Origin of the sequence: Methanobrevibacter sp., from assembly GCF_045646205.1 — an archaeon.
GTDB lineage: Archaea > Methanobacteriota > Methanobacteria > Methanobacteriales > Methanobacteriaceae > Methanocatella.
The window spans coordinates 13,812-40,242 of record NZ_JAZRKF010000063.1 but is presented as its reverse complement, the minus strand read 5'-3'; the positions used below and the strand labels follow the sequence as shown (position 1 = coordinate 40,242).

General features: G+C 30.2%; 19 protein-coding genes and 3 pseudogenes. 6 read left to right on the top strand and 16 right to left on the bottom strand.

Annotation, left to right across the window (positions count from 1 at the left end; translation table 11 throughout):
* Positions 1–144: 144 nt before the first annotated feature.
* The 15 genes and pseudogenes from ACKI44_RS11140 to aepX form a co-directional block, all read right to left on the bottom strand.
* A pseudogene (locus ACKI44_RS11140) lies at positions 145–1,035 on the bottom strand (sodium-dependent transporter); the annotation flags it as partial.
* A gap of 68 nt (positions 1,036–1,103) precedes the next feature.
* Positions 1,104–1,283 (bottom strand): reverse transcriptase N-terminal domain-containing protein, encoded by a 180-nt coding sequence (locus ACKI44_RS11135; protein WP_407424384.1) that lies wholly within the window; start codon positions 1,281–1,283, stop codon positions 1,104–1,106.
* Between the two features lie 647 nt (positions 1,284–1,930).
* Positions 1,931–2,562 (bottom strand): annotated as a pseudogene (locus ACKI44_RS11130) (sodium-dependent transporter); the annotation flags it as partial.
* 80 nt (positions 2,563–2,642) lie between these two features.
* Entirely contained in the window at positions 2,643–8,258 is a 5,616-nt protein-coding gene (locus tag ACKI44_RS11125) for a right-handed parallel beta-helix repeat-containing protein (protein ID WP_407424382.1), read from the bottom strand.
* Positions 8,259–8,949: 691 nt separating this feature from the next.
* Positions 8,950–9,339, bottom strand: a complete 390-nt coding sequence (locus tag ACKI44_RS11120) for a type II toxin-antitoxin system VapC family toxin (RefSeq protein WP_407424380.1) — start codon at positions 9,337–9,339, stop codon at positions 8,950–8,952.
* Positions 9,339–9,518: a hypothetical protein gene (locus tag ACKI44_RS11115; RefSeq protein WP_407424378.1), complete on the bottom strand. Its 180-nt coding sequence runs from the start codon at positions 9,516–9,518 to the stop codon at positions 9,339–9,341. The genes ACKI44_RS11120 and ACKI44_RS11115 overlap by 1 nt, the downstream gene beginning before the upstream one ends.
* A gap of 41 nt (positions 9,519–9,559) precedes the next feature.
* Entirely contained in the window at positions 9,560–9,799 is a 240-nt protein-coding gene (locus ACKI44_RS11110) for a hypothetical protein (RefSeq protein WP_407424376.1), read from the bottom strand.
* 378 nt (positions 9,800–10,177) lie between these two features.
* Positions 10,178–10,918, bottom strand: a pseudogene (locus tag ACKI44_RS11105) (C69 family dipeptidase).
* 250 nt (positions 10,919–11,168) lie between these two features.
* Entirely contained in the window at positions 11,169–12,011 is an 843-nt protein-coding gene (locus ACKI44_RS11100; protein ID WP_407424374.1) for a phosphorylcholine transferase LicD, read from the bottom strand.
* A 2-nt stretch (positions 12,012–12,013) separates the two neighbouring features.
* Complete coding sequence (aepY, locus tag ACKI44_RS11095) at positions 12,014–13,135, bottom strand: phosphonopyruvate decarboxylase (protein WP_407424372.1); 1,122 nt, start codon at positions 13,133–13,135, stop codon at positions 12,014–12,016.
* Positions 13,136–13,150: 15 nt separating this feature from the next.
* Positions 13,151–14,332, bottom strand: coding sequence for a saccharopine dehydrogenase NADP-binding domain-containing protein (locus ACKI44_RS11090; protein ID WP_407424370.1), 1,182 nt, complete (start codon positions 14,330–14,332; stop codon positions 13,151–13,153).
* Complete coding sequence (locus ACKI44_RS11085; RefSeq protein WP_407424368.1) at positions 14,329–15,102, bottom strand: DUF6564 domain-containing protein; 774 nt, start codon at positions 15,100–15,102, stop codon at positions 14,329–14,331. Before ACKI44_RS11085 ends, ACKI44_RS11090 begins: the two co-directional genes overlap by 4 nt.
* A gap of 2 nt (positions 15,103–15,104) precedes the next feature.
* A complete protein-coding gene (locus tag ACKI44_RS11080; RefSeq protein ID WP_407424366.1) occupies positions 15,105–16,115 on the bottom strand; it encodes an NAD-dependent epimerase/dehydratase family protein in 1,011 nt (336 codons plus the stop codon).
* Positions 16,116–16,125: 10 nt separating this feature from the next.
* Entirely contained in the window at positions 16,126–16,857 is a 732-nt protein-coding gene (locus ACKI44_RS11075; RefSeq protein WP_407424364.1) for a metallophosphoesterase family protein, read from the bottom strand.
* A gap of 9 nt (positions 16,858–16,866) precedes the next feature.
* Positions 16,867–18,174 carry a phosphoenolpyruvate mutase gene (gene aepX, locus ACKI44_RS11070; RefSeq protein WP_407424362.1) on the bottom strand — a complete coding sequence of 436 codons (1,308 nt, stop codon included), beginning with the start codon at positions 18,172–18,174 and terminating at the stop codon, positions 16,867–16,869.
* Between the two features lie 161 nt (positions 18,175–18,335).
* Between aepX and ACKI44_RS11065 the strand changes: the two genes are divergently transcribed.
* The 3 genes from ACKI44_RS11065 to ACKI44_RS11055 all read left to right on the top strand — a co-directional run bounded on the left by ACKI44_RS11065 (position 18,336) and on the right by ACKI44_RS11055 (position 21,122).
* A complete protein-coding gene (locus ACKI44_RS11065) occupies positions 18,336–19,169 on the top strand; it encodes a phosphorylcholine transferase LicD (RefSeq protein WP_407424360.1) in 834 nt (277 codons plus the stop codon).
* 160 nt (positions 19,170–19,329) lie between these two features.
* Positions 19,330–20,037, top strand: a complete 708-nt coding sequence (locus ACKI44_RS11060) for a 2-C-methyl-D-erythritol 4-phosphate cytidylyltransferase (protein ID WP_407424358.1) — start codon at positions 19,330–19,332, stop codon at positions 20,035–20,037.
* Between the two features lie 29 nt (positions 20,038–20,066).
* Entirely contained in the window at positions 20,067–21,122 is a 1,056-nt protein-coding gene (locus ACKI44_RS11055) for an NAD-dependent epimerase/dehydratase family protein (protein ID WP_407424356.1), read from the top strand.
* 90 nt (positions 21,123–21,212) lie between these two features.
* On the opposite strand, the gene ACKI44_RS11050 is transcribed toward ACKI44_RS11055, so the two are convergent.
* Positions 21,213–22,247, bottom strand: a complete 1,035-nt coding sequence (locus ACKI44_RS11050; RefSeq protein ID WP_407424354.1) for a glycosyltransferase family 2 protein — start codon at positions 22,245–22,247, stop codon at positions 21,213–21,215.
* A 486-nt stretch (positions 22,248–22,733) separates the two neighbouring features.
* Between ACKI44_RS11050 and ACKI44_RS11045 the strand changes: the two genes are divergently transcribed.
* The 3 genes from ACKI44_RS11045 to ACKI44_RS11035 all read left to right on the top strand — a co-directional run bounded on the left by ACKI44_RS11045 (position 22,734) and on the right by ACKI44_RS11035 (position 26,337).
* Entirely contained in the window at positions 22,734–23,768 is a 1,035-nt protein-coding gene (locus tag ACKI44_RS11045) for a glycosyltransferase family 2 protein (RefSeq protein WP_407424352.1), read from the top strand.
* Positions 23,769–23,890: 122 nt separating this feature from the next.
* Positions 23,891–25,318 carry a flippase gene (locus tag ACKI44_RS11040; RefSeq protein ID WP_407424350.1) on the top strand — a complete coding sequence of 476 codons (1,428 nt, stop codon included), beginning with the start codon at positions 23,891–23,893 and terminating at the stop codon, positions 25,316–25,318.
* Between the two features lie 20 nt (positions 25,319–25,338).
* Positions 25,339–26,337, top strand: a complete 999-nt coding sequence (locus tag ACKI44_RS11035) for an acyltransferase (protein WP_407424348.1) — start codon at positions 25,339–25,341, stop codon at positions 26,335–26,337.
* Positions 26,338–26,431 lie beyond the last annotated feature (94 nt).

Genomic DNA, 26,431 nt, shown 5'->3' with positions numbered 1-26,431 from the left:
AAGGAGAAACAAACATTATCAAAAAACTGCTTGAAAACAAGACACCATCCGAAATATCAGAACAATTGGACATACCACTCGAAAAAATAGAAAACATTCAAAAGTCCAAATAACACCAAAAAAAATAATAAAAAGAGTATAAAATTATACTCTTTCTTCCACATCCTTCCAATTCGGATTTTTAGCAGGAAGCAGTGTAAATACTAATGACCCTACAAGCAACAGGAATGCACAAATAATCATGAAAATTGACTGCTGAACTGATCCAGTAGATATAACCTCAAACAATCCCCCAATCCAAACGATTGCAATAAAAATCGGAAGAATATATTTAACAATTATTAACCACCATTTACCTAATTTAACTGCCCTACTTCTTTCATTTAAAAATCCAATAAGTTTTTCTGCCTTAAATATCCAAGCAAATAAAATACATTCAATAATAACACCCAATAGTAATGCAATCTGATTAATGAACATATCAACATAGCCTAAAAGTTCAGCACCGAATGCAGTGGCATATAACATGGATACGCAGGTAGCAATAACAATCAATATTGTCATTGTTTTTGACCTTGTAAGACCGAACTTATTCTGAATTGAAAAGGACAAAGGTTCAATTGTTGATAAGATACTTGTAAGTCCTGCAAGATAAACTGCAGTAAAAAACAGAGGTCCTAAAACATATGCCCATTGACCTAAAACATTAAATACCGTCGGATAAACGATAAATACAAGACCTGTTCCCTGAGCTACAAGATCAGACACTGCAGTTCCGGATTGCAGTGACATGTAACCCAAAATTGAAAATACTCCTAAAGCAGCGAAGTTTTCAAATAAAGAGTTTGCAAAAGCTATTGAAATAGTATTTGTAATTAAATCAGTATCATCTTTAGTATAACTTGCATAGGTAAACGCAATAGACATTCCCAAACTTAAGGAAAATACAATCTGTCCGAAAGCAGCCATCCATATATCAAAGTTTGCCAAAAGTGACCAGTCAGGAGTCGGATAAGATTGGGAGATTGCTCTCCCGCACTCTCCCGAGAACCGTACGTGTGGCTTTCACCACATACGGCTCAAATAGACGTTTATCCTAAAATTTACTGGTTGAAAAGAAACGTTTCTCTAACTTTTCTTTTATTTCCATCATTTTCGGCACGAAATATCCTATGTCTTTGTTTATTTACATACCTTTTGACTTTATTCCATTCGGTTTCTCGCCAAATTGTAGCGTATGATGCTGTGGACTCTAAAGCATCCCTGCTTTGAGCATAACTCATCTTATCACCATCCTTTCGATAAACAAATTCACTAGTTTTATTTACACGTTGTCTACTCTTTGAAAGTCAGCCATGTTTCCATGCCACCCACTGGGAGTGGTATCCGTTCACAGTTATTATATTCCCAGTTTACTGCTACCTTTCGGTTATTAACGGCATTCGCTTCCTTCAAAATCCTCTACCACCTGAAGAATTAGGCATCATTCACAATCAGCTTACCAAGATTTCTTAATCTTGGACTTCAAATGGCTTACCAAGTTAATCTCCCATCAGATACGAATAAGGGAAGGTTCAATCTTTACACCGGTAATCCTGCGGGTTGTGACATTTAAGTACGTTCAAACTACTTATTTCCTGATTACATAGCAGTAGCAGAAAGATTTCTGCATTGTATTCCACCTGCTTTCCGGAGTGACGATGCTTGCAATTGTTCACATAATGTTAACCATTCTTATTCTTCCTCTAGCCTTTTAAATCAGAATACTCTCATTAAATTAGGCATAATATCATGCAACTCCCAATTTCCGTTGCCAGAACAGGGATTTCAATGGAGGAAATCCTACACAACAAGGATTGAATTATTACACTAATTTATTTCTAAATTAATATTCAATTCACTGACTTTAAGGGAATTGGAGACGCTTCTTGTCGCACTTGAACAGCTCCGCCAGACCAATTGATGCACCAGGCAAAGTCAAAGAAAATCCGACAATAACAATCATAATAATAAATAAAAGAGGTACTAAAACTTTACTAACACGACCAAGACCTGCTTCCAAGTCCCTGTGTGAAATAAACCAAACAATAACCCAACCAACAAGCATTGCAACAGCAATAATGGAATGAAAGTGAATATGCCAGAAACATCTCCTGAAGATTGTAAAAGAGTAGTCATGAAATAAGTATTCGGGTCTGCTCCCCAACCTTTAAAGAAACTCAAAATCATATAAATTCCATCCCAGCCCAAAATAGCAGAGTAATAAATCATAATCATAAAAACAGCAATCGGCAAAAACCAGCCGAGATACTCAAATTTTGAATTGATTTTTCCTGCAGCCTTTGCAAAAGAAGATTTAAAATTATATCCGACACCATACTCCAAAATTAAAAATGGAATTCCCATTAAAAGAATAGCTACAATATATGGGATATAAAAAGCTCCTCCACCATTAGAGTAGAGTACATAAGGATATCTCCAAATATTTCCAAGACCAACTGCAGAACCAATCATTGCCAATACGAATGATAAGTTACTGCCCCACTCATTTTTATCTGCCATAAATTAATATTTTATTTTAATATTTTTAATATTTATGCAAAAATAGGTTAAAAAAAGAATAGAAGTTAAGGAAATAATCCCTAACTTGAAATGGTAATTTTATTTGCTACATTCAATTGATTATAAGTGGATGTGATAATGTATGTACCAGGCATTAAATTAATGTTAAGTTTTGATACACCGTTACTATCACTTAATCTGGTATATAATACACCGTTGACGTTGAATGTAACGTTTTGTCCAGGATATGGATTACCTTGACCATCTAAAACGGTTGCATTGAATTTAGATCCATCTAGATATTTCATGGATAAATCCTCTGTTACTAAAGTAGGCAATACTTTAATAGTGTTTGCAACAGTACAGTCGTTATAATATGCAGTAATGATATACTCACCAGGTTCTAAATTAATATTTAATTTAGCTATTCCAGATGCGTTTGTTGTACGGGTGTAGAATACACCATTAATGTTGAATGTTACATTTTCACCTGCACCGACCGCATTACCTTGACTGTCCAATATTTTTACAGCGTATTGAGATTCGTTTCTGTAATATTTAGTCAAGTTGTTGTTATCTGTAATAGTTGACAATACAGTTACGGTATTACCTTTTTGTTCTGAATTTACAGGGTTAATAGAGGTAATTACGTATTCTTTAGGTTCTAAATTAATGTTTAATTTAGCTGTACCGTTTTCATTGGTTTTTCTTGTATAGAACACACCATTAATGTTGAATGTAACATCTGTGTTGTTGAGGACGTTACCTTCAGTGTCAACAAATGTTGCTTCAAATTGGGTTGCGTTTCTAAACATTTTAGTAAGGTCATTTGCCTGGATGGTGGATAGAATTGTAATATCTGCAACTACACTTTGATTTTCATAGGTTGCTGTTGCATTATAACTACCTGCATCCAGATTAATGTTCATTCTAGCAGTACCGTTAGCATCGGTTTTTCTGGTGTAATCTTGACCACGGATTGATATTTTAATGGTCTGATTTGCAATAGGATTACCGGATGCATCGATTAATCTAAATTCTAATGCTTTAGCATTACCGAAGTATTTTTCTAATCCGTCAGTTATAAGGAAATATTTATCCATTTTTGGAGTGTTGTTGTAAACAGATGAAGTTTCCAAATCATAATCTACGGATGCATCACCGGTTAATACGTCAGCTACAAGATAATTATCTTTTACTAAAGCGCTGATTTTAGATACATCGATAGTGTATTCGCCAGTTGTTTGAATTTCATTGTCGGTTATTGTAGCATTACCAGCTTTTCCTAAAAATGCAAGAGCTGTGGAATCATCTTCAGCAGTGATATTGATAGAGTTATCTTTTACAGTTACATTTTTGGATAAGGAGTAAATAGCAATTGCATCAGATCCGTCAAGAACGAAAGTGTTGTTTAAAACATTTTCATTTAATCCCATTAATTCCATACCATATACAAAACCGCCTTCTGCAATAATGAAGTTATTGGAGTATTCAGCCTCTAAATCTCCACCATTCATTCCGGAGTATATTCCGTAAACAAGAGGTGCTTCTATATAAATGGTATTATCAGTGATTACAATGCCTTTTGATGCTTCAACTTCAATAGCATTTGCATAATAGGTATCGGATTCGATTTCAAATACATTATCTTCAACAGTTGCGTTATCTGCTTCAATATACAATCCATAAATGTAGGTGTGGCCTAAAGCACTAACATCATTTTCACTTATATTAGCGTTAGCGCAGTCTTTAATGTCCATTACATAAAGGGTGTCATATGCACCAACAATGGAATTGGCTCCAACAATGATTTCATTATTGGTTAATACTAAATCAGGACAACCGTCAATTACAATAGCTTCAGAAACAGGATATTTTACCCAAATACCGCTTCCGGCAGGTTCTTCTTTCCAGTCAACATAACATGAAGGCATGGAAGCAAGGATTTTATTTTCAGATAAATCTGCAACACAGTCTTTCAAGTTAATTGCATTGTTTATAGTAGATCCGTTAGTATTTCCAATATAAGTAATATTATTTGAATTAATGCCAATTATTGAATCTTGAGCAATGATAGCATAGGAATCAGCTAAAGCATTATCTTCAACACATATTCCATTGTTTTCGATAGTAACTTCATCACCATTAACTAAAATACCAATTGAGTTAGAAACAATCTCATTTTCTTCAATAATAGCGTTTGAACCTTGTATGTTAATTCCTGCAGTCATTGGCTTAAATGTTTCAACAGCTGTTGAATTTCCTAAATTAACACCTAAAGCATTGATAATATTTTTATAGACATAAACTTCTTCTGATTGAATAGCTAAAGCAGTGGTTTTATTACCGTTGACAGTGATTGTATTTTCGAAAACATTTTCTACACTGCCGCATAATTCCATACCGTAAACGATATCAGCAGTTGCATTGATAATGTTTGCAATGTAGTCAACTTCCAAGTCCCCTCCATTCATACCTGAGTATACTGGATAAGCAAGACCCGGAGCAGTGATATCAAAATTATTGTTGCTCACAACAGCACCGACAGATGCTTCAATTTCAATACCGTTTGCATAGTAATCTTCAGCGCTTATAATAAAGTTATTGCTGTCTACAGTTCCGTTATCTGATTCAATATACAATCCATAAATGTATGTGAAACCTAAACCAGCAATTTCATTTCCACTTACATTGGCATTTTCGGAATCTTTAATGTCTATTACATAAATAGTGTCATATGCACCGACAACTGAATTAACTTCAACATGAACATCATTGCCAGTAAATACTAAGTCAGGAGATTCTTTAATTACAACACCTTCAGAAATAGGATATTTTACCCAAATACCGCTTCCGGCAGGTTCTTCTTTCCAGTCAACATAACATGATGGAATTAAAGCTGTGATTCTGTTATCTGTTACATATAGAGTATCACATTCGCTTAAACAAATAACATTGTTTATAGTTGCACCTTCGGTATCTCCAACATAATTAATTTCATTTGAATCAATTATGATTTCTGATTCTTCTGCAATAATAGCATATGAATCATCTAAACCATTATCTTCAACATTTATTTCACTGTTTATGATGGCAACTTCACCGCTATTAACTAAAATACCAATGGAGTTGGAGTTAATTATATTTTCTTCAGCAGTAGCTTTTGAATTTTGTAAGTTAATTCCTGCAGTTATTGCAGCAAAAGTATCTGGTGATGTGGAATTTCCTAAATTAACACCTAAAGCATTGAGAGTATTGTTAAAGATATAGGATTCTTTTGACTTGATAGCTAAAGCAGTGGTTTTATTACCTTCAACAGTAATTGTGTTATTATAAACGTTTTCTATATTACCACATAATTCCATACCGTAAACGACATCTGCAACAGCATTAATATCATTTCCAATGTAGTCAACTTCCAAGTCTCCTCCATTCATACCTGAATATATTGGATAAGCAAATTTAGGAGCTGCAATATTAAAGATGTTATTGCTGATGACAGCATCGGTAGATGCTTCAACTTCAATACCGTTAGCATAGTTATTATCAGAAACTATGCTGAATAGATTACTGTCAACAACTAAGTTATCTGCTTCAACATATAATCCGTAAATGTAGGAGTGACCTAATCCGCTAACGGAATTGTCTGTAAATTCAACATTTTCACTGTTTTTAATATCAACAGCATAAACAGTGTCATATGCACCGACAACACCGTTATAAACAACAGTGATAATATTATCAGTAACTGTTAAATCGGAACATCCGTCAAAGACTACACCTTCACTAACAGGGAAACCTACCCAAATTCCGCTTCCAGGAGGGATTTCTCTCCATGGTACAGCGCATGATGGGATATATGCAGAAATCATATTATTTTCTACCAATACATAAGCAGAATCTAAAACACAAATAGCATTATTTACAGCAGCACCGTCAGTTGTGGCATTAAAATCAATTACATTATTTGCAATGGTTAAATTGTCTGCATCTTCAGCATAAATAACATAAGCATCAGCAGATTCATTTATTACATAGGTTGTTGTAATGTTTAAAATTGAAACGTTTGGTGCGTTAATTAAAATAGCAGAACCATTACTTAAAACAGGTGCTTTGTCAAAGTTCAGTTCAAGGTCATATAAAGAAATTCCATCTGCAAGTAAGATAAATGCCATATCATTCAAGTTAGCATTTAAACCTTCAATGGATAATGTTTGGTTGATTGTAATTGCATCAACTAAACCATCAAAATCACCTTTAAAAATTAAATCAGTGAAATTGAGACCTCTGTAATTACCGTTTTCATCAAAGAAAACAAAGAAATTATCTTTAGTTACAATATTGTCTATACCGCCATTATCATGTACTGAGTTTCCTTCACCAGCTTTTACTGCAGCATCACCTGTAAAGTTAGCTGAAATCAAATTGTTTCCGGAAACCTCATTTCCAGTAGTTGTGAATAAGTCAACTGCATATTCATCATCAACTGAAATTGTATTGTTTTGAATAGTGTTGTTTTTGGATTTTACATTAACTTTTGATAAGATAACATTATTAGTTAATGTGGTGTTTAAAGCAGCAGCGTTAAGAGTTACTCCTTTTTCACCGATTACATTATTGTCAACAATACAGTTAGGTTTGGATAATGATAATGAGTCCATTGTATTATCTTTTATAGTACTGTTGGAACCCGCAGTCATTGAGCCTTCAACACTGTTATGTTCAATATTTGCATTAGCACCTGTAGTAAATCCACATCCACCAGTTAAAACATTGTTTTTATAGGTGGAATTACTATATTCTTTAGTTGTTCCCCAAAGATATTGTAATGCAATACCGCTAGGACCATTGTAATCAATCACATTACCTTCAATTAAGTGATTGTCCCCAGCAACAACCAATGCCATACATAATCCGGATTTTTCACCATGAATGTAATTGTTTATAATTTTATTTCCAATAGGATCATGGCCTTTCCATTGAGCAGGAACATAAGTGGTCATATAAATCGCATTACCACTGGATCCGTTAACAACAACCTCATTGTTATCTATAGTACAGTAATCAGAATAACCGATAACAACAATACTTGAACCAGTTCCTCTGTTTTCAAAGTAGCTGTCTTTAACTGTTACGTATCTGGAACCCGCCTGAACACACATAAATCCTGTACCTTGACCAATACCACTCATATTTGCCATCATGTAAATATTTTCTATATTAACATCAGAAGCATTTGTTACATAAAAAGCGGAATTTATAAAACTAAGATCAGTTACATTAGTACCTGATCCACCGTTGGAAATGTGGAAACATCCCCCAGTTGAATCCTTTTTACCAATTTCATTAAACAACGCATCCCCAGTACTTGAAATAATATTTACTGGTTTAGTAATATTTACTTTATAATCTACACCAGTGAAAGTACCTTGGAAGTCCAGAGTGGAGCCTGCAGTAACATTATCATTCAACTCACCAGCAGTAAAATAATTACCAAATGTTGCGTTTGTAATGACATATGTTTCGCCAGCTCCCAAATTTTCATCAAAACTAGCTTCGCCGATAACATCAGCGTCAACTGCAGTGTCTTCACTTGCAATTATATCTGAAGTAACATCGGCTGCACTTGCCGAACTAACCCCTAAACAGAAGATTAGTACAATCAATAAGCAAAAAATTTTTTTATTAATACTCATTTTTTCACATCAATCAACTTTTTTAAAAAAAATATTGACATGTTAAACTATTTCTTAATAAATATTTAAAGTTTATGAAAAAATATCAAGTGTACTTGAATAAATAGTAAAATAAAAAAGAAGAATTAAAGGATAAAAAGTAGAATTGACCATTTAATAAATTTTAATTGATATAAATTAAGAAAATATTTCGATTTTTTTAATTTGAAAAATAAATATTGAATTTAATTTTAAAATATCAATTTATAAAAAGAATTTGACATCCAATAATGTTTAAATATCACATAGAAAATTGTATGATAATTTTGACTTATTGAACCTGTCGAGGTTCTTGGGATTGAAAAAAGGCCAATGAACATTGAGATATTATTTTTAGATATCATTTCCATTAGAAAGTACAATATCAACATTAAAAAATAAGCATGAACGTACATATTGTAGAAAAACTACAATATCCAACAGAAAATACCCAACAAATTCCATTTGTAAAGTAATGCGAATATCGATTGTTTCCATTACTTTAGAATGAAAGCATCTCTGCCACACATGATGCAAATTACATTCTCCTACGACATGAAAAATACAAACTCAATCAAATTAAATAACTTATTTTAAAAAAATAACAGTAAAAAATTAGTAAAAATAAAAGTATCCCTAACCTTACGATTCTTCGCCAAATCACAATAATAATTTAATGGACTCTAACAATACCATCAATCTTATCAAAATCGCTGTCAAAACTGACAATTTCATTTATTCCTTCTTTTTTTGAAACTGCAACATACATGGCATCAAAAAATGAAATTGTAGAGTCGTATTTAGTAAAAATATCCATTGCCTCATCAAAAATCAAATTATCATCAATGACCCTGAAAATATTTCCTAAATTATTATAAATCTCCGAAATATCCTTTGTTTTAAGTTTATTTTTTAAAACAGTGACAGTTTCTGCTATAACCAAATTAGATATGACCAATTCATGATTTTTAATCCGGTTGTAAACCTTTAATGACTGGGAATGCCACTGATCATTTGAAACAAAGAGTGCAACTATGAATGTTGTATCTAGAAAATATTTCATTATAATACCCCATTTTTAAACTTTTGTTTTAACTCAACACCATTAATTGAAGTGTTTGAATAGTATTTACCTACCATATCATTTAAAGTTAGACGTTTTTTAGGTGATGCAAAATGATATTTTCGAGATGACGGATTAACTGTATTTACTGGCTTTTTTGAAATATTATTATAATTCATAATATCACCTAACATTACTTTATATTCCTAACTACATATACTTATCCTAACATATTATTTTTAAAATCATGTTTCAAATCAACACTGTTGATTGGTTCATTAGCCACGTATTTTCCAACCATATCTTCTAAAGAAAGTTCTTTGAAAAATTCTAACTCGACTTTACCTTCACCAGTAATCTTCCATTGAATTTTATAGGATTTATCTAAATTAAATTCTTTTCTGATTTCAGAAGGAATAACCGTTTGAAACTTATCATATATGCTTGTAACAACAACCATGAAAATACCCCTAATTATATGTTAATATACCTAACTATATATAGATTACCTAAAAATAGGATACTTAACAAATAGTGCATTTCATCATCAAAGGAAATCATCAAAAAAAGCATGAAAGTTGATACTTCATATTGTAGAAAAAACTACAATATCTAACAAAAAGTACCAACAAAATTCATAAGTAAGTGGTTTTCACATAAGTTAATCATCTATAAAATATTCGACACTTTCTTTAACATTTTATTTCCAAGTTCATATTCAATTAATGCAATCCATACTGATTACTAAACTGAATAATTTACATAATTAGTCCAACAAAAATCGGAAAAATAGTCCAACAAAAATAGTATAATTGGTCAAATGATATACCATGAAAATTCATATGGGAATATTCTGTAGTTGTATTGTTTCCGGAATATGATTTATTTCATTGTTTTTTCCATGTACTGCAAAACCCTTTTCATCAGCAAGGGCAGTCAAATTCTTGGATGTGATGCTGTCCTCATAGTCTGATAAGTACTCCAAAGTATATTCATTGCCGAATACAGATACTTTATCTGCCGGCAATTTAACCGCAGCATACTGATGGCCGGTATACATCTCCACATACCAGACCTCCTTTTGATCAGCAATTAATGCAATGTTGGACTCGTTGCTACCATACGTATCTATTGTTTTTAAAAGAACGTCCACAGCTTCACGGGTTGTTTTGCTCTGACAAACCACAAGGTCTGTAGCAGTATTTTCACAAAGTCCCCCATCTACCAAAGGATCTGCTTTCAATGCATCTTCATTTGGAAATGCCGTAACGGACATTGTCATGGATACGCCATATTCATTAGTAGCTACGGCAGCGTCATGTTCCTGTAGAATATGCTGTTGTACTGTTCATATATGGAGTTGCAGTGTATTCATAAGTGGTGAAGGAATTTCTGTTTTTACTTCTCCGTCATTACTTATAGGCATGAAACGACCGGGTTCATTCTCGACTGCGGGAGTCACTGTGATATGATTTCCCCAAACCTCCTGATAGTCATTTGACCTTGCAATAATTGTCGAACCGTCAGTACTGACATCAGAGCCCACAATTACTGCAGTACATGCCGCACTGGTCTGCATGGTGCACAGCAATAGCAGACAGAAAACTAAAACGACATATTTTTTGGATAAATATTTTATCTTCAATGAAAACTCTCCAAGATTGATTTTTTTATAGTTTAATGATTTATTCGATTTTATAGATATTACTTTTGTTTATGTTTTGTGCACAGAAAATTAATATTCTTTCAGTTTATTATACATTAAATAGTTAGGGAAATTAAATATTTGGCAAAAATAGGTATGTTCAAAATGAAAAAAATAATTATTTTTAATATTTTCCAAAATCCAAAGTTTCAGTGATGTGATTATACCTATCCTCTTCGGGAGGCAATTGCATATAATCACCATAAAGACTTTTTAAAATATTATCATAACCTGAAGGAATATTTACTTCAATATCCTCAAATTTAATTCTTTTGACTTCTTTAAAATCATCTTTTTTAAATATTTGGGGGTACTCTTCAGCGGTAGCGGAAATATCAAAAACACATTCCACATCAGGATTTTTATATTTTTTCAAGAAATTCAAACATCTTCTATTTAACGTTGAAGGTTTGATTCCAAATAAATTTAAAATATGATAACCCGTATGAGTTATTAATTTAGTAACAACAGGTAGATCATCCAATTTGATTTTAGACATGATTAACAGTTTGTTATAAAGAAAACATTTTTTAAGCTGATAGTTTCTTTTGAATTTACCATCAGCCAAATCATCCAAAACAAAAATATCCATGTTAATTCCAATATGAAAATCAACCTGACTGACCCAAGATTCTTCAAATTTAGTGTTCTTAAGCATTAATTTTGAAAGCAAGTGGAAATAATCACTTTCTGTTTCATTGCACAATAATTCATACTTATCATTATTGGATGAGATAAAAATCTTTTTGAACTTTTCAAAATCATCCCTAAACATGATAACATCTAAATCATCATCCCAAGGAATAAAACCATTATGGCGCACAGACCCTAAAAGAGAACCTGCATACATGTAATATGTTAAATTATTTTCTTCACAAATCTTGATAAAATCCTTTAAAATCATCAACTCCAAGTTTTGAAGATGTTTTAATGTTTGATTATCATATTCATTATATTTCAAAGGCATCACTACATATTATTTAAGAATTTCATGAAATTTTCTTTGTTTTCTATTGCTGTTGTTGTTGGTCTTCCCAAATCGTCACGGGCACCAATAGAACACATTACTTCAATAAAACATAATTTATTCATATCTTTTGCTTTATTGAGTTCTTTATCCAAATCTTCAAAATTATCAACAGATACTGCATAATGATAACCGCAGGCTTCGGCAATTGCAACCAAATCCATATTTGATGCTACAGTAGGCATTCCACCAACAGTCTCATGAGCACCATTATTAATAGCAATATGAATAAAATTATCTGGATTAACATTACCTACGACAGCCATAGATCCCATATGCATTAATAAAGCACCATCACCATCAATACACCAAATACGTTGATTAGGCTTATTAATAGCAACTCCTAAAGCAATTGAAGATGAATGGCCCATTGAACCAACAGTTAAGAAATCATACTTGTGTGATTGATTAGAATCAGTTCTGATTTCAAAAAGCTCACGGCTTGCCTTACCTGTTGTTGAAACAATCGGGTCTTCACCAGTTACATCAACAATGTGATTAATAATCTCTTCACGAATCATATCATTGTCATTTTCATATTTAACTTTCTCATCATAGGTTAAAGCATTTTTACGGATAACAAAAGCAACATTTTTACCATTATCTAAAAGTTCACCATATTGATTCATGATATTTTTTAAATCATCAATTGTAGTTTCACTATCGACTACAAAATTCTCAATATCCATCAAATCAAGCAAATCACAGGTGATTTTTCCCTGATAGATGTGCTGAGGTTCATCATGAATTCCAGGTTCTCCTCTCCACCCAATCACAAAAATACAAGGAATAGCATAAACCTGATTATTTAAAAGTGATGCAACAGGATTGATAATATTTCCCTCACCACTATTCTGCATATAAACAACAGGGACTTTTCCCGTTGCAAGATGATAACCTGCAGCTAGTGCAGTACAGTTACCTTCATTTGCAGCAATAATATGGTGTTTTTCATCAATACCATAAGTATTCATCAGATAGTTACATAATGCCTTAAGCTGTGAATCAGGAACTCCTGTGTAAAAATCACAACCTAAAACATCTACAAATTCTTCAACTTTCATAGTATTCTATTCCATTTATTTGTTTAACTGAGGAGTAATAATTTTTTCAATTAAAAATTCTGCTGTCTTTTCAATGTCATCATATTTTACTTCTTTTGGAAGGTCTTCATTGAAAGCACCTTTAACTTTAGCTATTAAATCATCAGTGTAAATTAATGTAGCATCTTTAATGTCTTCTACTCCATCGAGTGCCAATGATTCACGGTTTGCCTTATCCATTTCATCAAAGGTGAATACTGACTCGTCAATCCAAGCAGATATTTTATCATCTTTGTATCCTATAATTACTGGATATCCACCAATATTCCCGAACACACCCGGAGAGAATACTTTTTCATCTTCACCAGTTCTTATTGCATCAATTATTGCTGAAATGATACGATAATTACTTGATGCATTCATCATGTTTCTTTTCTGGTCTACAGGCATGCTAATGGAACATCTGCTGTAAATTTCATCATGAGGAATGTCCTGTTCTTCGCCTTTGTAGTATATTTTAAGCGGTAAGTCTACACCTTCTGTTTGTCCTTCTTTACTTATGCAGACATCATGAAAGTGTGCAGCTGCAAAGTTAAAGTCAACATTCCAGAAATCATCAACTCCCAAAATATCTGCTACTGTAAATTTCATTCTTGGAATCAAATGATTTAAGTTACCGCTACCAAAGTCAGGATATGCTTTACCTGCACTTTTAAGCCAAGGAATAACAGCATCAGAGTAAGACGTGTTAATTACAACTGCATCAGTATCTGCATTATCGCATGCTTCCATTATGTTTTTAGTGAATTTAATTGATAATGGAGTCCAGATACCATATGCGCGGACATTATTCCATGAAATACTACCATATTTAAGTCCAGGATAAGCCCTACTTGAATTAACAATAAAATCCGGACTATATTTACTTATTGCATTTTCAATTGATGAAATATCATTTAAATCAACACCTGCTTCAACAATTATTTCAGACTTGTTAACTTCACGGATAAGTCCTGCAACACGAACAATATTAACATCAGACTGCATCTTTTCTTCATTTCTTCCAACTACAACCAATTTTATTGCAGGGTCGTTTTTACTTACTAAAAAGTCCAATAAATAGGTACCTACACTACCTAAACCTATAATCATAATAGTAATTTCATCATTTTTCACATGTTCTTCTACAACTTGTAATCTTTCATTTAATGATTTCATAAAATATTCCTCCAATATTCTTTTATAATTTTATAATCTTTACGTGTATTACAGTTCACCCAATGATTAAAGCCAAAAACCTCAATCTTATCATTTTCTATTAAATCAAAGTACTTTTGAATTATTCCAAGATTAGTATCTGCTATGAGATACTCTTTAAAATTGTCATTGGCGATTTTTAATGCACCCATGTCATTGAATTTCCATATTTGACCTGAATTAAAAATTGCCTTAAATGGTTCGTTAATAGACAATAGACCATGGTCACTGTTAAATGCATAAACAAAATCATCATTTTCATTTTGATATAAAACAACTGCTTTATTGGAATAAATTGGTTCCGGATTGGTTGTTAAAACACTGTTTTTTGAGTTGATTACTTTTCCAAATGATTCACCGTCAACATCCAAATCCCCTTCAACAAAAAGAATTTCTGAAATATCCTCAGAAATATTAAAACTTTCTTTAATTCCAAGATATAAACTATAACCTGAACTCAAATCATCAAAATGATCATTATAGACCAAATTGCATTTATCCCTAATGTCTGAAGGAACATGCTCCCCAATATAATCAATCAAATCATCGAATTTAAATCCTCCAACGACGATAATTTCATCGGCATATTTTACTTTTTCAAGCATTCTATAAATTAAAGTGTCTTCAGGGTTTTCTTCATAGTATAAGCATTTCAATACCATTTCATCGTTGGGAACATCTTTATTGAACCTGCTGGATATTCCTGCAACTGTGATTATAACAATTTTCAAAATTATTCACCTAAATTAGTATAGTTTTCAACACATTCATCCAATCCTTTATCCAAGTTAATAATCGGATTCCAATTGGTTCTTGTCCTGATTTTTTCAGTGGACAATAATCTTCTCTCCGGATCAGATTCACGATATCCTTCAAATTTAATTACAGGATTATCGATTCCCATTTTCTCAGCAATTAATTTTGTTAAATCAATGATGGAAATCTCTTCATCAGTTGCAACATTATAAATTGTACCGTCAAGTGCAGAATCTGTTTTTGCAAGTTCTATAACTGCACTGCAACTGTCATAATTATTTAAAAATGTCCTGCAATTCTTTTTAGAGTTTTCAAGTAATGTAACTTCACCATAATTCATGAAACTATTTATGATATGTGGAATGATGTGTTTTGGATATTTTTCATCTTTACTGTAAACATTAGCAAAACGGATGGAACATCCTTTGATTTTTCCGTTATCAACGGCATCTTTCATGAAAAATTCTGTCAATAGTTTTCCGGTTGCATAACTTGTCCTTTGACTGTGTTCCGCATCAGCCATTGTAATAAAATCAGATTCTTTAACTCCCCCATCTTCATTCCAGGAATTCATAGAATAAATCTCCGAGGTGGAACAGTTAATGTATTTATCAGCCCCCACTTCAATAGCTTGAGCTAAAAAGTCATTCATTCCCACAACATTAGTTTCATATGTTGAATAAACCTTATAGAAATGTTCTGTATGAACTACAGCTGCACAGTTGATGTAAATAACCTCATCAAATTCACTTTTTGATTTTAAAACCAAATATTTTATTTTTTCCATTTGTTCTTTGTTGTTTAAGTCATATTCAAAGAATGTGAAATCTTTATTGTCTAAACAGTCTTTAACTGTGTCAATTGAAGATGCAAAGAAATTGTCAAAACCAATAATTTCAACACTATCTTCTTTTTGGTTTAGAAGCTGGCGGACCAACTCATTACCTGTCATTCCAGTTACACCACTAATAACATATAAAATTTTCATATTAACACCATTATATTCCGTTTTCTAATCTTTTTTGATAAAAATCATCAACACTACCATCAAATAATGCCATTGCCTTTTCTTTTGGATATTTTACAGATTTTAAATCAACAGACATTACATCCGTATCTAAAATTGCATATTGTGCATTTGGATTGTGATTTCTAGGCTGTCCCACAGATCCTGGATTTATAAACAATACAGATTTTTTATTTCTCATATCTGGATTATCAACTTCATAAAACTTTTGAAAAACATGAGGATAATGGGAATGTCCAGAAAAAACTATGTCATAATCTGAATAGTCTCCATTTACATTATCCGGAAGAATAGCTTTCCAAAAATAATCATTTAAAGATCCATGTATTGCCAAAACATTATTATTGTCTAAATTAAATTCATATTTTCCGGTATTGATTAACTCATTATTGAGATACTCCCTAACATCATCATCCAATTGTGAATCAGTGAATTTTGCAGATTCAACACCTCTTTGGCTTGAGAAAAAATTAAAATCTCCAGTTAAAATAGCTCTTTCATGATTTCCCCAAATATTACATATAATTTTAGATAAAAAATTGTTCTTAATATACTTTACAACCTCATTGGATTGCATACCATAATCAATTAAATCTCCAAGCAATATTATTTTTTCTATATCCTGATTTTTTAAATCATCAATGACCGCACTTAATGCATATAAATTACCATGAATATCTGATAAAATAGCATATTTTGACATTTAATCACTTTATAATTCATCAATTAATGTAATGATATCTTTGATTGATAATAATTCTTCATCTATTTCATGAGCTCTGTGATGTTTTAATATGCTTTTTGCTGCATTTTGCATTGCAGGAAAAGCTGCTCTCAATAATTGATTTGCATAAATGACAATATTAACACCATGTTCAATGAGTTCCTCTTCAGTAATCGTATTGAATGATGAAGGAACAACGACAATCGGAGTTTCTTTATCTTCAGCTCTGAATTTATCACAGAATTCCAATATTTCATCAGGTTCTTTTCTTCTGCTATGAATCATGATTCCATCTGCACCCGCATCTCTGAATGCAAATGCTCTTTTAAGTGCATCATCCATACCCTGTTCAAGGATTAAACTTTCGATTCTTGCGATAATCATGAAATCATCTGATAATTGAGCATTTTTACCCGCAGAAATCTTTTCACAGAAGTGTTCAATATCATCCTGGGTTTGCTCTACTTCAGTTCCAAACAAAGAGTTTTTCTTTAATCCAACTTTATCTTCAATAATAACTGCAGAAACACCCATTCTTTCTAAAGAACGAACCGTATACACAAAATGCTCTGCAATTCCACCAGTATCTCCATCAAAAATAATTGGTTTGGTAGTAACTTCCATAATATCATTGATTGTTCTAAATCTGGATGTCATATCCACCAATTCAATGTCAGGCTTTCCTTTCTCAGTACTGTCGCATAAACTTGAAATCCACATTGCATCAAACTGGTCAATATTATCTTCTTCAGCAATAACTGTTTTTTCTACAATCAAACCAGTTAAACCACTGTGAACTTCCATAGTCTTTACAACGGGCACGATATCCAATAATTGTCTTAATCTTGCTCTTCTAAGTTCCGGCATTGCTAATTTTTCTCTCATTTGCCTATCAATTTTTTGAACTGCAGGATTGAATGTGTATGGAACTTCAATTAATTCTCCACCATATTCATCCAAAACATCAAGAATATTTTTTCTAATAACTTTCATTGAATCTTCTGACCAATTATCTCCATGAATAATATAATCTGGACGAAGTTTTTTAACTACCTCATCATACAGCATATTATCTTGAATAATAACTTGTTTTATATCAGGTATTGATTTGACTAAATCAACACGTTGTTCAGTAGTTTTTAATGGAAATCTATTATACTTTATCATTTCAGAATCACAAAGAACGCCTACAACAACATCCCCGTATTTTTTAGCCTCATTAATTAAATTTAAATGTCCATCATGGATTACATCAGTACAAAAACATGTATAAACAATTGGATTAGAAGATTTCATATTAATTACCTTTAATTATAAAAAACATTATAGTTTATTAATATATAATTATAATAAAAGAAATATTTAAAAATTTCCAACAACAGAATTAAATAAAGTGAACATGTGAAAAATATTTACTTTTGATAAAAATAATTTAATAGTATAATTGGAGAAATACCATGTTTAAATCAGATAAATATGATGATGAAACCTTAAAACACCTGCAAAAAGTACAAAAAATGATGCTTACAGATTTTATTAAAATTTGTGAAGAAAATGATATACTTTACTTTGTTATTGGTGGAACACTGCTCGGGACAATTAGACATGGCGGATTTATCCCTTGGGATGATGATATAGATGTATTGATGTTTAGAAAAGATTTTGAGAAATTAAATAAAATAATGAGTGAAAAACCAAATAAAAAATATGGTTTTATTAATGTTCTAAATGAAGAAACATATCATTATACCTGGGGAAGATTCACACTATTAAATACTGAAATTAGAGAATGGTGGGCAGATCAAGTTGATTACAAGCCAAATATTTTTATAGATATTTTCATCATGGATAACATTCCAGATAATAAAATAAAAAGATTTGTTTTTAAATGGAGATGTTTTACACTTAATCAGATGGTACAATATTCATTAGTTAAATTTGAAAACGAATCTAAACCAAAAGAAATAATTCAAAAATTAGCTTATTATATTTTAAAGATTATACCTATCTCACCAATGACTATTAAAAAGAGATGTGTCAAAACATACCGAAAATATGAAGATATCGACTGTGAAGAGACATGTGACTTTCCTTCTTTAGCATTCATGCCAATATACAATAAAAAGGAATTATTCCCTGTAAAAAAAGTTAAATTTGAAGATATTGAAGTGAATGTTCCGAATAATTATGATGAAATTTTAAAAAGGCTTTATGGAAATTATATGGAATTACCTCCAGAAGACAAAAGATTCCGTCCAGCCCCGGAAAAAATAGATTTTGGTGAATATTGAATTAATTTAGTTTTTCAAATAAATAAAATACATTTTACCAATAAAATAATAATCTTAGACATATTTTGGCATTTTAAAGAAATTATAATTCATATTAATAATATTTAAATAACTTTAAATATAAAGTAAAAATGACTAACTAAAAAATAATAGTGATTTTATGAATTATGTAATAATTTTAGCTGCAGGATTTGGGACGAGAATCAAAAACATTGACATCCCAAAGCAATATTATGAAATTAATGGAATTCCAATAATTATGTACACTATCAAAAAATTCATGGACATTAATAGTTTTGATTATATTTATCTTACTGTGGATAAAGACTATAAAGATTTAATGACAAAACATTTGAAAAAGCATATTGCTGGATATGAAAAAATTGAATTAGTTGAAGGTGGAAAAGAACGTATTGATTCAATTTGTAATGCTATGAAAATTATTGAAAAGAATGACATAAGTGATGATGACATAATTCTTGTTCAAGATGGGGTTAGACCTTTCGTAAGTAATGAAATAATTACAAATTGTATTGAATGTGCAAAACAACACGGAACTTGTGCTACATCAAGTCCAGTTAATGACACAATATTCCAGTCAAATGATGGTGATACAGTAGATAATATTCCTGTTAGAAGTACGCTCTTCTGCGGACAATCCCCCGATGCATTTAATTTAAAGAAATTTATAGAAATGATTAACTGTCTTAGCGATGAACAAAAAAGAAAAATAACCGGAACATCAGATATATGCTTATTTTATAATATCCCAATTAAAATGATTAGGGGAAGTAATTTAAACTTTAAAATAACAACAGATGCTGATTTGAAAATAGCTGAATTACTATTAAAAGATGTAGAATTCTGATATTTGTTTTTAAAAATGTGTGTGGGAAAATGATATTCAATAAAATAATAACTGAAGATTTAGAGCAAATCATTGAAGAGAATAATGGATTGAAAGAATTATATGACCAGACCATTATGGTAACTGGAGCTTCTGGATTGATTGGGAGTTATTTTATTAATACATTTATAGAATTAAATGAAAATTATGGTGCGAACATCAAAATAATGCCTTTAGTTCGAAATTTGAGTAAAATAAGCAAAGAAATAATTGATAAAGATTACATTATCCCTATTGTTCAAGATATAACGAAAACAATAGAATATGATGGGGATGTGGACTATATAATCCATGCCGCTAGTCCTGCCAGCCCACCACTTATGAGAGAAATGCCCGTTGAAACAAATTTGGCAAATACTGTGGGTACAGCAAATGCGTTGATGTTTGCAAAAGAACACAATACCAAAAAATTCTTATTTATTTCATCAAGAGAAGTATATGGCCAAAGTATTTCAAATGAAAAATACTTCAAAGAAGATGATTTGGGCGTAATTAATCAGTTAATACCTCGTAATTCCTATGCTGAAAGTAAAAAAGCTGCTGAAAATTTGTGTTTAGGATTTAATGAAGAGTATGGACTAGATACTAAAATTGTTAGGCTGGGTCAGACATTCGGCCCTGGAATGAATATTAATGGTGGAATGGTTCATACAGAATTTCTGAAAATGTTACTCAATGATGAGAATATTGTATTGAAAAGTGATGGATCTTCAATTAGAATATACACATATATCAGTGATGCAGTTAGTGCAATGTTTAAAATTATTTTAAACAGTGCCGATATTGTTTATAATGCCGTTAATAACAAAAATGAAGTTTCAATAAAAGAATTAGCTGAAATAATTGTTAATTTATGTCCTGAAAAAAAATCAAAAGTTGTATTTGATATTGAAGAAGAAAAAGAAGGATATGATTATGCTACTTTTAAATTTTGTTTAGTATCTTCAGAAAAAATTAGGGATGAATTAGGATGGAATCCAAAATATTCTATTGATGAAGGATTTAAAAGAACAATCGACTATTTCAAGATTAATAATTCACATTAATTGAAACAAGTTTTTCCACCATAAACCCAAATAAAAAAATATTTTCAATGTTGCATTATGTAAAATTTAAATTAAGTAAAATCTAAAATTTTACATAGTTAATTTTCGTAAAAGATTACGGAGAATAGGTTTACTAAATACAAACCCTAAAATTCTTGAAATCAATATAGCAATTACATAATGATTTTTAACAACAAAATAATTTAAAATATTAAAAAGTGAACTATCAAGTTTCTTTATATCCAATTCTTTTTCTAATCTATTAATTTCTTTAAACATTTCTTTTCTTTTTTTATTAGATACGCTTGGCATAATTGTATAAACCTGATACAATAGAACATTAATCTCCCTATTTAAAACATATCCTTTGTCACCAGCCCCATACTTATCTAATAAATCATTAAACAAAATTATTGATTTCTTTCTTGAGTTAAACATTTTTTCATTTCTAACATTTGTAACTGATTTTTTTTCATCACTGTCACGTAATTTATTATAATAACCATTATATTCAATGAAAACAACTTTTTTTGAATTAAATAATGCAGTTAATGTGAAATAACCATCTTCCCCAAGTTCTTTATGACATTTAATATTATGTTCTAATACAAATTCTTTATTATATATAGCAGCACACATACCTCCCCGATAATATTTATAATATTCTTTAATATTTTCCCCATTTTCAAAAGTTAATACTTGTTCTTCTTTTAAAAAAGGATGAGTAGTTTTTGAAGTTTTATCTCCTGCTACAAATGTCCACTCAGAAAATACATAATCTGCATTTGTTTCAACGATTTTATTATAGAATAATTCACATGCATCTTTTTCATATTCATCATCGGCATCCATAAACATTAAATATTTAGAAGATGCCCGCCTTATTCCAATGTTTCTAGGAATACCTGCACCACCATTATTTTTATCTAGAAATATTCCTTTTACATTAGGATATTTTTTCTCATAATCTTTAATTACATCCCTAGTATTATCAGTAGAACAATCATCAACAATAATTAATTCAATATTTTCAAATCCAATTGTTTGATTAATAACTGAATTAACTGCAACATCTAAACAATCATCACTATTAAACACAGGAATAATCATTGTTAAATAATACATAATTCACCTTTTATCTTTATTATTTAATCATATATTTTAATAATTATGTCCTTTAACTAATTATTTTTTTCCATTATCAACTAAGATTTTAATTTTTTTAATCTTCACTTTTGATTACTTAGCAGTTTTTTATTTTACCTCTTAATCATGTTTCTTATTTGATTAGTGAGTTATTATTTATTTTGGATAATTTTTATTACATCAATTGATATCTTTTCCATTATTGTTAGTTAGCTGCAACATTACTTTAAATTTAAATTAAATTATTTATAAAAATTTTGTTAAATTAAAAATATAGAGAAAAAATACAAAAGTATCTTATAAAATAATTAAAACAATAACTTAATAAAATTTATTTCATTCCATATTAATCTTGTTCTCGCATTTATTATTAGAAATTACGAAAAAGATTTATGATTCAAATAAGCATAAAGTAATTATATCGTGAAAAAATAAATTCAATTATATAATTTAAAGATGATTTGAATGGACTATAAAATTAGTGTAATTATTCCCGTTTATAATGCTGAATCAACATTAAAAACATCAATTAATTCTGTTATTAATCAAAGCATTGGTTTTGAAAATATTGAACTTATAATTGTTAATGATAAATCAACAGATAATTCTAAAAGCATTATTGACGAATATTGCAATAAATACAAAAACATTATAGGAATTCATCTTGATAAAAACTCAGGTTTTCCGGGAAAACCCAGAAATATTGGCATAGAACAAGCCACAGCACCGTATTTAATATTTTTAGATGCTGATGATGAATATTTTCAACATGCATTTGAAGTTTACTATAAAACAATAATAAATGAAAAATCCGATATGGTGATGGGATCTCATTATTGGAACTTAGATAATGATAAAATGAAAGTAAGAATTTTACATGAATGCGATGATGAATCAGATTTAATCAACATTAACCCTCTATTAAATGAAAAGACATTTAATATGACAACTTATTATAATGTTGCACCATGGGGAAAAATATTCAATAAAAAATTAATAATGGATAAAAATATCAGATTCCTTGAAGATTCATTATCTGAAGATGCATATTTTTATTATAAAACCTTATTAAATACTGAAAGAATTACATTACTTCCTAATGAAATTTTATACAATTATAATGTTATTGAATCAAAGGACTCCATAATCCACACACATAACTTAAAAACATATAATAATTTCTTAAAGGGATTTAAAGAAGTTATAAATTTATTTAATGATTGTCCATATGGATGTAAGCAGCCAGTTAGAGCTAGTATGTATAGTCTACTTTTATTATTTTCTAATTTAAATTTAAATGACAAGAGAAACAATATAGAAAAATTATACGAATTTGAAATGTCAATTAACGAAGAGATTTTTATCACCCTTAAAGAACTAAAAATAATGAATGATCAAATATTAAAACATCATTTCACAAGAGCAATTATAATTTCAGAAATATACTCAAAATTATATAATAATGCTACAATAAAAAAATTATATAGAAAATTTAGATAAAATGTTATAAGAAAAAACGATAAATAATTAACATGCTAATAAAAGTATGTTAAATAAAGAATTTTTTATTATTTTTAAGAGCATTACTAGTTAATTTAAAATATTAAAGGTTAAGGTTAATAATGGCTAATAAAGTTAGAACTGCATTTGCAAATATGGGCTGGATGATGGTTTCCCAAATCATTGCTAGTGTCTGTGCATTTATCTGGACAATCGTCACAGCATGGTACCTAGGCCCTTCAGATTATGGTATTTTTGGTGCGGCAGTTTCTTTTGCTGCACTTTTTGGAATCATAATCGATTTTGGACTTCCAACTTACATAGTTCGTGCCATTTCAACTGATTTTGAAAATGAACATAAATATTTAGACAATGCTGTATCCTTGAAGCTGTTCTTATCAGTATTATACATATTGGCAGTCTTTTCTGCATCAGTAATTCTTGGATGGCAAAGCAAATTAATTACAATTACTCTATTAGTTGCTTTTGAAAATCTAATTAAATCATATCATGCACTATTATTTGCATCTTTCCAAGCTCATGAGAAAATGAAATATCAGGCAATTACAAATACTATTTTAAACGTATTGACACTGATTTTTATTATTATAGTTACATTTACTGACTTTGCTTTAGTGGGAATTGCATTTGCCTATATTATAGCTAACTTTATTGCATTAATCTATGAACTTTATGCGCTTAAAAAGCATACAATACTGCCAAAATTTTCATTTGATTTTAGTTTTTACAAAGTCTTATTAAAAGCTGGGCTTCCATTTGCATTGACAGGGTTATTTTATACAATTTATTACTCAATAGATTTGGTTATGCTTAATCAATTTTCAACAAGCTATGCTACTGGACTTTATAACTCAGCATATAAATTAATTACAGTTTTAACATTGTTTTATACAATTTATTCCTCAGTAGTTTTCCCAGTGATGAGTAAATTATTTAAAGAAGAAAAAGATTTATTAAAATTCAGTTTTGTTAAATCCATCAAATATTTATCATTGGTTACAATACCAATTTCTGTTTTTACCCTATTTTACGGTTATGATCTGATTGGGATTTATGGAGCAGAGTATATTGAAGCTGGCGGTGTTTTAAAAATATTGATCTGGACAGTCTGTTTCTTATTCATAAATGGAGCATGTTCATTGGTTTTAAATGCATCACATAAAGAATATTCAGTAACCAGAATATATACAATAGCTGCTGTTTTTAACATATGCTTAAATTTAGTTTTAATACCTAACTTTTCCGTTTACGGGGCATCAATTGCAACAGTTTTAAGTGAAATATTGATTTTAATTTTAGAACTGTACATGCTTAGAAAGATTAATCAACTTCCAGATAAACACCTGATTTATGATATAATAAAAATATGTGTAGCTTCAGTAGTTTTAGGAATTGTTTTATATGCCCTAAATTTAAATATATGGGTAGCGATGATTATATCAATAATCGTTTACTTCGGTGCAATATTACTTTTAAAAACTGTTGATTCAGAGGATAAATTAATTGTAAAACAAATCCTAGGGAAATAATTAAAAAATTTATTGATACAATGAAAACCAAAAAGGAAAGAATATTCTACTACGATGTATTAAGAGCGTTTGCAATAATAGCAGTCATAATCTGTCATGTAGACCATTTTTTTGGACCATTAACAACTCAAACACAGATAATTGCTCAAATGACATTTCATGATATTGGAAGGATTGGCGTGCCCATTTTTTTAATGATTAGTGGAGCGTTACTTTTAAATAGAGAATATCCTAATCTATCAGATTTCTTAAAGCGAAGATTTACAAGAATCATTTATCCATTTATCTTTTGGATAATTCTTATTTTAGCTCAGCTTTACTATCATGGCTATAACAATACATTTATGTGGAATGTTTTCAACGGCAATTCATCCATTACATGGTATTTCTGGACATTGATTGGAATATATCTCTTCATTCCCGTTATTAACTCATTTGTAAAAGAATATAAATTAAAAGGCGTTGAATACTTTTTAGCAATTTGGTTTATTACAATGATTTTGAAAACATTTAATTCTTATCCTTTATGGACCAGTTTCGATTTAAACCTATTTGCAGACTACATCGGCTATCCGTTGTTAGGTTATTGGTTAGCTAACAAAGAATTCAATTTAAGTGATAAAAAAATCTGCATTTTAGGACTGATAACTCTTTTAATCTCTTTAAGTGTATTTGTATTTTGCCACTACAATAAAATAAATTTAATATCCAATATTTATCAAAACATTCCAATAATATTTATGGGAACAGGATTATTCATATTTGTCATGTATTTGGATAAATTAAATAAGTTTAACTCAGTTAAAGATAATTTCATTGGAAAAGCAATTATTTCCTTAAGTGTTTGCAGTTACGGTATGTACTTTTCACATGTAATAGTTGTAAAAGCCTTATCATATCATAATCCTGGATCCAACATTCTATTTCCATTGATGTTTGTGTTGATAGTATTCTTAAGCTGGCTTATGCCATACATTTTCAGTAAGATTCCATATGTTAAAAAGGTTTGTGGAGTTTAAACGTGAAAATTATCTTACGTATATTTCTGCAAGAATTATTCGAAAAAATAACATGGAAAACTTATTATGACAATAAAAACAAAGTATCAAATAA